Source organism: Acidithiobacillus sp. TH-A36 (genome assembly GCF_057473445.1).
On sequence record NZ_JBYCKP010000405.1, the window covers coordinates 1 to 10,103 of the forward strand.

General features: G+C 52.7%; 18 protein-coding genes and 1 pseudogene. 3 read left to right on the top strand and 16 right to left on the bottom strand.

The window, feature by feature from the left end; translation table 11 throughout:
• Window positions 1–465 (top strand): annotated as a pseudogene (locus AC2VLY_RS10495) (glutathione-disulfide reductase); the annotation flags it as partial.
• 50 nt (window positions 466–515) lie between these two features.
• Here the strand turns inward: AC2VLY_RS10495 and AC2VLY_RS10500 are convergent.
• The 7 genes from AC2VLY_RS10500 to radC form a co-directional block, all read right to left on the bottom strand.
• Entirely contained in the window at window positions 516–1,331 is an 816-nt protein-coding gene (locus AC2VLY_RS10500; protein WP_075322151.1) for an S-methyl-5'-thioinosine phosphorylase, read from the bottom strand.
• Window positions 1,332–1,880, bottom strand: coding sequence for a hypoxanthine-guanine phosphoribosyltransferase (locus tag AC2VLY_RS10505; RefSeq protein ID WP_193649859.1), 549 nt, complete (start codon window positions 1,878–1,880; stop codon window positions 1,332–1,334).
• Window positions 1,881–1,887: 7 nt separating this feature from the next.
• On the bottom strand, window positions 1,888–2,265 hold the full coding sequence (locus tag AC2VLY_RS10510) for a DsrE family protein (RefSeq protein WP_010641460.1): 378 nt from the start codon (window positions 2,263–2,265) through the stop codon (window positions 1,888–1,890).
• Window positions 2,266–2,372: 107 nt separating this feature from the next.
• A complete protein-coding gene (locus AC2VLY_RS10515; RefSeq protein ID WP_024894021.1) occupies window positions 2,373–2,735 on the bottom strand; it encodes a YtxH domain-containing protein in 363 nt (120 codons plus the stop codon).
• 26 nt (window positions 2,736–2,761) lie between these two features.
• The gene (locus AC2VLY_RS10520; protein WP_010641456.1) at window positions 2,762–3,115 is read right to left on the bottom strand and encodes a hypothetical protein; all 354 of its coding nucleotides are present in this window, start codon (window positions 3,113–3,115) and stop codon (window positions 2,762–2,764) included.
• A 122-nt stretch (window positions 3,116–3,237) separates the two neighbouring features.
• Window positions 3,238–3,606, bottom strand: a complete 369-nt coding sequence (locus AC2VLY_RS10525; RefSeq protein ID WP_193649858.1) for a diacylglycerol kinase — start codon at window positions 3,604–3,606, stop codon at window positions 3,238–3,240.
• Window positions 3,603–4,277 (bottom strand): RadC family protein, encoded by a 675-nt coding sequence (radC, locus tag AC2VLY_RS10530; protein WP_193649857.1) that lies wholly within the window; start codon window positions 4,275–4,277, stop codon window positions 3,603–3,605. Before radC ends, AC2VLY_RS10525 begins: the two co-directional genes overlap by 4 nt.
• A 32-nt stretch (window positions 4,278–4,309) precedes the next feature.
• Here radC and coaBC point away from each other — a divergent pair, with 32 nt between their 5' ends.
• Both coaBC and dut read left to right on the top strand, forming a co-directional pair.
• The gene (gene coaBC, locus AC2VLY_RS10535) at window positions 4,310–5,560 is read left to right on the top strand and encodes a bifunctional phosphopantothenoylcysteine decarboxylase/phosphopantothenate--cysteine ligase CoaBC (protein ID WP_486922230.1); all 1,251 of its coding nucleotides are present in this window, start codon (window positions 4,310–4,312) and stop codon (window positions 5,558–5,560) included.
• A complete protein-coding gene (dut, locus tag AC2VLY_RS10540; RefSeq protein ID WP_486892021.1) occupies window positions 5,553–6,005 on the top strand; it encodes a dUTP diphosphatase in 453 nt (150 codons plus the stop codon). Before coaBC ends, dut begins: the two co-directional genes overlap by 8 nt.
• Window positions 6,006–6,014: 9 nt before the next feature.
• On the opposite strand, the gene AC2VLY_RS10545 is transcribed toward dut, so the two are convergent.
• The 9 genes from AC2VLY_RS10545 to AC2VLY_RS10585 all read right to left on the bottom strand — a co-directional run.
• The gene (locus AC2VLY_RS10545) at window positions 6,015–6,296 is read right to left on the bottom strand and encodes a high-potential iron-sulfur protein (RefSeq protein WP_193649854.1); all 282 of its coding nucleotides are present in this window, start codon (window positions 6,294–6,296) and stop codon (window positions 6,015–6,017) included.
• Window positions 6,297–6,466: 170 nt separating this feature from the next.
• Complete coding sequence (gene rplQ / locus AC2VLY_RS10550; protein ID WP_193649853.1) at window positions 6,467–6,838, bottom strand: 50S ribosomal protein L17; 372 nt, start codon at window positions 6,836–6,838, stop codon at window positions 6,467–6,469.
• 29 nt (window positions 6,839–6,867) lie between these two features.
• Window positions 6,868–7,884, bottom strand: coding sequence for a DNA-directed RNA polymerase subunit alpha (locus AC2VLY_RS10555; RefSeq protein WP_193649852.1), 1,017 nt, complete (start codon window positions 7,882–7,884; stop codon window positions 6,868–6,870).
• Window positions 7,885–7,906: 22 nt separating this feature from the next.
• Window positions 7,907–8,533 (bottom strand): 30S ribosomal protein S4, encoded by a 627-nt coding sequence (gene rpsD, locus AC2VLY_RS10560; protein ID WP_193649851.1) that lies wholly within the window; start codon window positions 8,531–8,533, stop codon window positions 7,907–7,909.
• A gap of 20 nt (window positions 8,534–8,553) precedes the next feature.
• Entirely contained in the window at window positions 8,554–8,949 is a 396-nt protein-coding gene (gene rpsK / locus AC2VLY_RS10565) for a 30S ribosomal protein S11 (RefSeq protein ID WP_010639656.1), read from the bottom strand.
• A 17-nt stretch (window positions 8,950–8,966) separates the two neighbouring features.
• On the bottom strand, window positions 8,967–9,323 hold the full coding sequence (rpsM, locus tag AC2VLY_RS10570) for a 30S ribosomal protein S13 (RefSeq protein WP_010639657.1): 357 nt from the start codon (window positions 9,321–9,323) through the stop codon (window positions 8,967–8,969).
• Between the two features lie 59 nt (window positions 9,324–9,382).
• Window positions 9,383–9,496, bottom strand: a complete 114-nt coding sequence (rpmJ, locus tag AC2VLY_RS10575; RefSeq protein WP_009568281.1) for a 50S ribosomal protein L36 — start codon at window positions 9,494–9,496, stop codon at window positions 9,383–9,385.
• Window positions 9,497–9,505: 9 nt separating this feature from the next.
• On the bottom strand, window positions 9,506–9,724 hold the full coding sequence (infA, locus tag AC2VLY_RS10580) for a translation initiation factor IF-1 (protein WP_010639668.1): 219 nt from the start codon (window positions 9,722–9,724) through the stop codon (window positions 9,506–9,508).
• Window positions 9,725–10,103 (bottom strand): adenylate kinase family protein (locus AC2VLY_RS10585; RefSeq protein ID WP_486922231.1); only part of this gene is annotated, 379 nt, incomplete at its 5' end. It lies immediately after the preceding gene.

A 10,103-nucleotide genomic window follows, 5' to 3' on the forward strand; every position in this document is an offset into this window, starting at 1 on the left:
GGCATTTATGCGTTGGGCGACGTGACCAGCGCTCCCGCCCTGACCCCGGTGGCTATTGCTGCCGGGAGAAGACTGGCGGATCGCTTATTCAACCAGCAGACCGAACGCCACCTGGATGCCACGCTGGTGCCAACGGTAGTCTTCAGCCATCCCCCCATCGCCACGGTAGGCCTCAGCGAAACGGCCGCGCGGGAAACTTACGGGGATGAAGCCGTCAAGGTGTATCAAACCCGTTTTACCCCGATGTTGCGGGCATTTTCCGAAGACCCTGAAAAAACCGCCATGAAACTGGTGACCGTAGGACGGGAAGAAAAAATTGTCGGTTTGCATGCCATTGGCGATGGCGTCGACGAAATGTTGCAGGGTTTTGCAGTGGCTTTACGCATGGGCGCCAGCAAAAAGGATTTTGACGACACGATCGCCATTCATCCCACCAGCTCGGAAGAGTTGGTCACTTTACGCTGAAAAGTTAAAAAGGCAGATCTGACTGACGATCTGCCTTTTTTAGCCGCTCGTTACTTGCGCCGACTGTGCAAATGTTTAAGTGCTTCCGGGCCTACGGAAACGCCGCAGTCACATTGCGGGCAATCAGCCAGCAGAGGCACCGTACTGGCCAGAATCGCCCGGACTCTTTCCATGCCCTCATGCATGACGGCGTCAATGGCCTCCATGGTGATGGGCTCGCTGGATTTGCCAGCGGCCGGATTGACTACCAACGATATGGGTGCGTAACAAAGACCGATCTCGCGGGCCAATACCGCTTCCGGTGCACCAGTCATGCCCACAATATCTCCACCATCTTTTTCGATGCGCCGAATTTCCGCAATGGTTTCCAGACGGGGACCTTGGGTAGCCGCATAGGTAGCCCCATCTATCACCCCCACATCAGAAATCTTTGCCCCCTCTAAAAGACGTTCACGAATACGTCCGCAGTAGGGTTCGGAAAAATCAATATGGACCACCATGCTTTCGCCACCTTCAAAGAAAGTGCCAGGCCTTCCGCTGGTGTAGTCAATCAACTGGTCCGGAATACATATCACCCCGGATTGCATGGCTGCACTGATACCACCCACCGCCGCCACGGCAATCACATGGGTCACTCCCACATGGTGCAAGGCCCAGATATTGGCACGATAATTCACTCGGTGCGGGGGAATGGTATGTCCGTAACCGTGCCGAGCCAGAAAAACCACTTCCTGCCCGCCCAGATCACCAAAAGTCAGGGGGCCGGAAGCCTCACCGAACGGTGTTCTTACCACCCGACGATTACGGATCTGCAGGTTATTGAGTCGCGTCAAACCACTTCCACCAATAATGCCGACCACGCCCATTCAGCGATCCTCCGGGAGGAAAAAAATTCCCGGGGCATTACGTCCCAGTCCCCGGGCATCCAGACCATAGCCAAACACGAACTGGTCTGGAACCTCCAGACCGACATAATCCACCTGCAGGTCAACAGATCGTGGCCGCATCTTGCGCACCATCACCGCCGTATGCACCGCCACAGCACCTTCTGCCATGCAATAGTCCTGAATGGATTTGAGGGTAATACCTTCATCCAGAATATCATCCACCAGGAGCACAACAGCCCCTGAGAGAGACTCCTTGGGACGCGTACGCCATTGCAACTCGCCACCACTGGTTTCTGAACCGTAGCGACTGACCTGCACACAATCCAGCGTCATGGGAAAATGCAGATGCGGCATGAGCTGGCCCACCACGACAATGGCGCCAGTCAATACACAAAGCAGCACCACCGGGCGATGTGGGGTCAGATGTTCAAGATCCTTATTAATGGCAACGGCCATCCTCTGGATGGCCGCTTCCACCTCTTCCGCGCTGAACAGATGTTCAGCGGGCCCCAAATGGGTAGGTGTCATCTTGGCATCAATACGTAAAGGTGACCACGTCGTCGTCCATGGCCTGCTCAATCACATAAGCGCCACCGACCACGTCGGATACTTCAGGAATCAAATCTTCCTTGGTGCAGTCCCACAATTCCAGCGTCGGGGTGCAGACAAAAAACTTTACGCCAGCCTCATGGGCATCCTTGATGAAATCGTAGACACTTTTGGGACTGCCAGGCATCACGAACATTTTTTCCGCCACGCCTTTTTTGGCCAACTCACCGGCACGGGCGGTCAACACCACTTCCACGTCAAAATCCATTGCGGCAGCAACGGTAGCCTGAAAGAACGGCGCGCCCAGTTCCTGGGGGTTGGAAGGATCGGTGTTTACCATAACCATCAACAATTTATCAGCCATCTGTATCTCCTTAAGAATTCGGTCTGCACATCATAGCCGTCCCGACCCGCAACCGCACCATGAAATGATTGATTACACCATAAAAAGTCACGTGTCGAACACTGAAATCAGAGGTTCTCTTCTTCTTCCAACAGCACTTCCCGACGGGCACGTGTGCTTCTGGTAAGAATGTCCCGCTCGTCGGCCAGAGCCCGCTTGGCTACCTGGATAGCCTCCAGCAAATCTTCACGTTTGGATTCCATCAAATCTCCGCCGGCATCCATCAATCGAGCAGTTTTTTCCTGGATTTCATCAATCAACACCGCAATGCGTTCTTCCGCCAAAGATTCCAGGTTGTAAAAACGCTCTCTACCCTTGTCCATCGCCTTACGCAATTCCTGACGGGTTTCCGCACCGCTGGCTGGTGCCAGCAACAAGGCGCCTACTGCACCTACCAGAATCCCCACTACAAAACCTTCTGCGTTTCTCATGGTTTTTCTCCTCGCCGTTTCCGGCTTTAACGTTTGCGTGAAAAATAGCGCCAGCCTGTGCGCAAAGCCCGATACCACATACCGAGTTCCTGTACAGGCTGGACCAGGGTTTCGGTGGTTTCCATAATTTCCCGACTGAGGTACTTCATGGTGGAATCCACCCGATTCATCTGCGCCCGCCCCACCTGGGTCATTTTCTTGATATCTACCAAGGCCGACTTCAGCTCAAAAATCAGGGGGCCAACATCCTGTTCAGCACGGGCCAGCAATCTTTCCAAACGCAAAAAAGTCCGAATAAATACGCCCGCAGTCACCGCAATGATCAGCATAATAATGATCAAGACAACGGCAATAACGGTAATGCCCGCGTTAATACCCATTATTTCTCCCTACGTTTTGCAATTTTCCGGCAGCCAGTCCGTGGCTTCCATAAGCCCCGCCGCAACCCGCATATACGGTCATTATAGGCAGCAACAGCGCACCGGGTAAAATAACACCCATCTTATCCACCCCCAGCATGGAAATACTGCCACAAAATCAGTAACAGCAGAGCAACACCGACGCTACTCAAAACAAAAACCGCTGCCGCCCCACAATCCTTGGCGCGAGCAACCAGGGGATCAAATTCGGGACTGACCAGATCCGCCAGCGACTCTACTGCACTATTCAATAACTCGGTAGCCAACAGCATGGCCATCCACAGCAGGGCCAAGCCCCACCACCATAAAGCGACCTGCGCCCAAAGCAAAAAAGCCACGGCCGCCAGCACAGCCCATAATTCTGCGCGAAAGCTGGCTTCTTCCCGTGCGGCAATCCTCAGCCCGCGCAGAGCATAGAGTGCGCGCTGCCAGATGGGTTTATTTTTATTCACCAACCCCCCTGCTCGCGCAAAGACAAGGGTTCACCTTCACCGACAATAAAATGATCCAGCAAACGCAACTCCATTAACTGCATGGCACTTTCCAGACGCCGGGTCAGCGCAAGATCAGCAGAGCTCGGCTCTGCCACGCCGGAAGGATGATTGTGCGCGACAATCAAGGCGGACGCATTCAACTCCAGCGCGCGCTTCACCACTTCGCGAATATGGACTGTCGCAGCATCTATGGTCCCCAAAAACATTTCTTCGAGCTTCAACACCCGGTGGCGATGATCCAGAAATATGACAGCGAATATTTCCCGGCCGCGATCGCGCAGACTGGCCGACAAATACTGGCGAACGCGCTGTGGGGAGTCCAGGCAACTACCCCGCTGCCAATCTTCTGCCAGATGCCGTCGCCCCATCTCCAATACCGCCTGCAGTAAGGCATATTTCGCATCACCCATACCATGATGCGCACAAAACTGATCCCGGGTAGCCGTCAGCAAGGCCCGCAACCCACCAAAAATTTGCAGCAATTCCCGGGATACATCCACTGCACTTTTACCCTTCACACCAACCCGCAGAAAAATCGCCAAAAGCTCGGCATCAGACAAACTTTGCGCCCCTTTCTGTAATAATCTTTCTCGCGGCCGTTCGTCCACCGGCCAATCAGTAATAGCCATTTGCTCCCTCCATCCCTTAAACTGGGAATATCATGATAGAAACCCTATTCAACACGACCGAGCCCCTGGCTGGCAAACGAATTCTGATGGGAATTTGTGGCAGCATTGCGGCCTATAAAAGTCCGGAAATAGTCCGCCAATTGCTGCGCCTCGGTGCCGAAGTACGCGTAGTCATGACCCAAAGCGCCAGGCAGTTTGTTACGCCCATCACTTTACAGGCCCTGAGTGGTCAGCCGGTACGCCAGGATTTATTTGCGGCCGAGGATGAAGCCGCAATGGATCATATTCGTCTGGCGCGCTGGCCGGATGCCATTATTGTGGCGCCGGTGACAGCAAATAGTCTTGCCCGTTTTTCCCTGGGTCTTGCCGATGATCTACTCAGTACCCTGCTGCTGGTCACGCGCGCGCCCGTTTTTCTTGCTCCGGCAATGAATGCCAGCATGTGGTTACATCCTGCCACCCAGGGGCATGTCCAGCGACTGCTTGAATTTGGTGCCCAATTTCTGGGCCCTGATACCGGGGTTTTAGCTTGTGGCGAAGCAGGCGCGGGACGCATGCTGGAACCAGAGCAGATAGTTGGCCAACTGCGCCTGGCTCTGGCCAGCAAAACGCTTTCTGAAAAGCGAATACTGATTACTGCAGGTCCCACCTGGGAAAGCATGGATCCAGCCCGGGGACTGACCAACAGGGCCAGCGGCAAACAGGGATTTGCCCTGGCCCAGGCTTGTGCCGAAGCTGGTGCGCAGGTACGACTCATCAGCGGCCCCAGTCATGAACCAACACCGCCCGGGGTTCTGCGCGAAGATGTCACCTCGGCTCAGGAGATGCTCGAGGCCTGCCTGCATAGTCTGGAAATACCCACGGATTTATTGATTGCCAATGCCGCAGTTGCGGACCATCGACCCACTCTGCAAAGCCCACATAAAACGCCCAAATCAGCAGTGACTGAGCAGATTGCGTTGACACTGAATCCAGATATCGTGTCCAGCATCCATGGTCACCCCCAACGCCCACGCGTCATTGTTGCCTTTGCCGCAGAAACCCGGGATCACTTGGATTCAGCACGCGCCAAGGCATCCCGCAAGGGGGCCGATACCATCATTGTCAACGACATCAGCAGCAGCACGTCTGGAATGGGCAGTGAAATCAATGCCTGCACCCTACTCCACGATAAAATGCACATAGAAATTCCAGCTTGCCGTAAAATTGATATGGCAAGAATACTCATCCGCCACATCAGCAAAATCCACTTCGCCAGCGAGGTTCATCATTCCCGTGACTAATTTACAAATTCGCATCCTCGACCCACGCATTGGTACACAATGGCCATTACCCCATTATGCCAGCGCTGACGCCGCCGGAATGGATTTGCGCGCCTGCCTGGATGAGTCCTTGCGTCTGTCGCCAAACACCGTGGAGTTAGTATCAGCAGGCTTTGCCATGCACATCGCTGATCCTGGAATCACTGCACTCCTGTTACCCCGCTCAGGTCTTGGACATAAGGGACTGGTCTTGGGCAATCTGACCGGCCTCATTGATGCGGATTACCAGGGACCCATAAAAATGTCTCTATGGAACCGCAGTCATGAAGAAATCGTCGTTGAACCGGGAGAACGGGTAGCGCAGATAGTTTTGGTACCCGTTATTCGCCCTGGAATTCTGGTGGTTGATAAATTTGCTACCACAGAGAGGGGTAGTGCCGGATTTGGCAGTACCGGACAGCAATAATTCAGAGATCTATTTTTTCGGCATATAAACAGCGCAATACCCATGGGGACTAATTTTACCGGACACTACCTTGCAGGTGCCATCTTCGTTGGGCTTGGCTCCAGCGACAAAAAATTTGCAATTACTGCACATTTCCTTGCCGTTGGGGTGGGTAACATATTGCACTGAGGCCTGACTGGCTTTACTGGTTGCTGCCTCTGCGATATTGGACAGCACTGCCGGTGCCACTGCGGCCGCCAAAACCACCTTACCACTCGACCGGAACCATTCACGACGGGTCAACTTCTTCATAAACTTCTCCTATTAGCTTGGGTACCGAAGAATAAGCACAACGATACCAAATTACCATAGTACGTAGTCAGGTTTAATGTGTAGCCAGAAACCTAAAAAAAGGCACAAAAAAACGGCCCTGATTTTCATCATGGACCGATTTGTGGTTCAAAAGCCCTTGTAAAGCGATATCAGGCGGTGGCAGCCTGACGGTCGACCAACTCGACAATAGCCAAAGGGGCATTGTCACCAGCACGAAAGCCATATTTCACAATACGCAAATAACCACCGGGACGCGCAGCATAATGTGGACCAAGATCATCAAAAAGCTTGACCACCGCCTGCCGATCACGCAAGCGCGAAAAAGCCAGACGACGCTTGGCAACCGTGGCATCCTTCGCCAAGGTTATCATCGGTTCGGCAAAGCGACGCAGCTCTTTGGCCTTTGGAAGCGTCGTAACAATACGCTCATGGTGAAACAAGGACACCATCATGTTGGCAAACATGGCCTGCCGATGGCTGCTATTTCTATTTAGTTGCTTACCACTTTTGCGATGACGCATAACCCATTCCCTCTACCAAATTCTGAACATTAGCCGTTAACATCAACGTCTGCGCCGCGCCCGGAAATGGGCGGCAGGTTCTCCGGCGGCCAGTTTTCAACACGCATACCCAGACTGAGGCCATGGGCCACCAGGACTTCCTTGATTTCAGTGAGTGATTTTTTGCCGAGATTAGGAGCTTTCAATAGTTCCTGTTCGGATTTTTGAACCAGATCACCAATGTAAAAAATATCTTCTGCTTTGAGACAATTGGCTGAACGAACGGTCAGCTCCAGGTCATCCACGGGACGTATCAGCAAGGGCATCAAATCCTGACCGTTTTGAACCTGAGAAGCTTCAGGCTCCTGCTGATTTTCAGCACCAGCCAAAACGCCCAACTGACTACGCAGAATCCGTGAGGCCTCCTGAACTGCCCAAACCGGATCAACGACACCGTTGGTTTCCACATCCAGGACCAAGCGATCCAAATCGGTACGCTGTTCTACACGCGCACTTTCGACCTGATAACTGACTTTCAAAACCGGACTGAAACTGGCATCCAGAGCCATCACGCCAATACGTTTCTCATGATTCTGACGCCGTGTAGCTGCAGCATCATAGCCGCGACCATCGTCAATCCGCAGATGCATGACCAGTTCTACATCCCGAGTCAAAGTAGCAATGACCTGATCAGGATTGGCCACTTCAATACCATGCTCAGAAACAATGTCTGCACCGGTCATCAAACCCGGGCCACGCTTGCGCAAAGTAACCATCACATCACTGTGACCCTGCGAGCGAACTGCAAGCATTTTGAGATTGAGGAGAATATCTACTACATCTTCCTGCACCCCTTCAATGCTGGAATATTCGTGCAGAACACCCTCAATCTCCACCTCGGTCACTGCCGCTCCTTTCAGCGAAGAGAGCAGAATACGCCTCAAACCACTGCCCAAGGTGTGACCAAAGCCACGCTCCAGAGGGCCCAAAGACAGGCGCGCACGACGTGCGGAAATTTCTTCAACTTCTACGCCCTGCGGACGTAACAAATCACCAACATCAGTCATAAGCGTTCCTCAACCCCCGGTCTTACTTAGAGTACAACTCCACGACGACCTGTTCGTTCAAATCCGGTGCGATATCTTCACGCGCCGGTACGGCCTTAATTGTTGCACTGAGTGTGGCGGCATCCATGCTCACCCATTCAGGGAATCCGCGACCACCGGCAGCTTCAACCGCAGCTACAATCCGTACATGTTGACGGGCAGATTCAGCCACACTCACCACATCACCGGCACGGACCTGATAGGATGGAATATCCACGCGGCGACCATTAACCAGAATATGACCATGGCGAACAACCTGGCGGGCTTCCGCACGCGAAGATCCAAATCCAAGCCGGTACGCAACATTATCCAGACGCAGCTCCAGAAGGCGCAGCAGGCTCTCACCGGTTACTCCCCGGGTCTGACTGGCCCGTTCGAAATAACGGCGAAACTGACCTTCAAGAACACCATAAATGCGCCGAATTTTCTGCTTTTCACGCAGCTGACCGCCGTATTCGCTTACTCTTCCGCGACGCTGACCATGCTGGCCTGGTGCATAGGCACGAATGCTCACCGGACATTTGTCCGAAAAGCATTTCTCACCTTTCAGAAAGAGCTTGCCGCCTTCACGACGGCACAAACGACAACTGGGACCCGTATATTTAGCCACTAACTACCTCCACCTAAAAATTAAACACGCCGCTTTTTAGGCGGACGGCAGCCGTTATGGGGAATCGGCGTGACGTCGCGAATACTCGCAATGCGGAAGCCGATGGAATGCAGCGCACGAACGGTACTTTCCCGACCGGGCCCAGGACCGCGAACTTCAACATCCAGATTTTTGACACCATATTCCTGTGCTTTTTTCCCCGCGTTTTCCGCTGCCACCTGAGCGGCAAAGGGGGTGCTTTTGCGCGACCCACGGAAACCGGAGCCACCTGAGCTCGCCCAAGTCAGGACATTCCCCTGACGGTCACTGATCGTGATGATGGTGTTATTGAATGACGCATATATATGCGCTACTCCATCAAGTACGTTTTTCTTTACTTTCTTCCGCACACGGGAGTTTGTCTGAGTTTTCGCCATTACTGGAATCTTCCTAGTTAACGAGTGATCGATTTGGCAGGACCCTTACGTGTCCGTGCGTTCGTCTTGGTACGCTGACCGTGAACAGGAAGTCCACGACGATGCCGAATACCGCGATAGCAACCAAGGTCCATCAATCGTTTGATGTTCATGGTTACCTCACGACGGAGATCACCTTCCACCAGAAACTTGGCGACCTCAGCCCGAATACGTTCCAGCTCGGGTTCGCTGATGTCCTTGACGCGCATATCAAAAGCAATATCAGCTGCAGACAAAATACTCTGCGAACGAGTTCTGCCGATACCATAAATATACGTCAAAGCAATTTCGATTTGCTTGTTGTTTGGAATATTAACACCAGCGATGCGGGCCATCCGCAATTCCTCCAAAAGACTAAGTGGGTCGACCCCACAGACTGATAAATTTAGTCGCCTTAACCTTGACGTTGTTTATGACGGGGTTCTACACAAATGACCCGCACCACACCGTTACGACGGACTATCTTGCAATTACGACAGAGCTTTTTTACTGACGCCCGAACTTTCATTACATCCCCCTATTTGGCACGATATATAATGCGACCCTTGGTTAAATCATAGGGCGTCATTTCTACAGTCACCTTATCTCCTGGCAATATACGGATATAATGCATACGCATTTTGCCGGATATATGTGCATTCACTACATACCCATTTTCGAGACGCACTTTAAAAGTGGCACTCGGCAGGTTTTCAATGACTTCGCCCTGCATCTCCAGAGTATCTTCTTTAGACATCTAATCTTTTTCCCTCACCGCTTCCACGATTCTGGCAAACACTTCATCCGCCTCACCATGACCATCAATCTGATGGTAGGCTGGCCGATCGTGATAATAAGCGATCAAAGGAGCTGTTTCCGCCTGATAAACCGCCAGACGTTTTCTGATCACATCCGGCTGGTCATCTTCACGCTGGACCAGACTGCCCCCACATTGATCACATACTGCAGTGACCAATGAAGGATGATAGCGTTCGTGATAAATCGCGCCACAACCAGAACAGACACGCCGTCCTGAAAGCCGCACAACAATCTCCTCATCATCCAGTGCAATATGTAGTACAGCAGAGATGACCCCACCGCTATCCTGCAATAGTTGGTCTAATGCATGCGCTTGA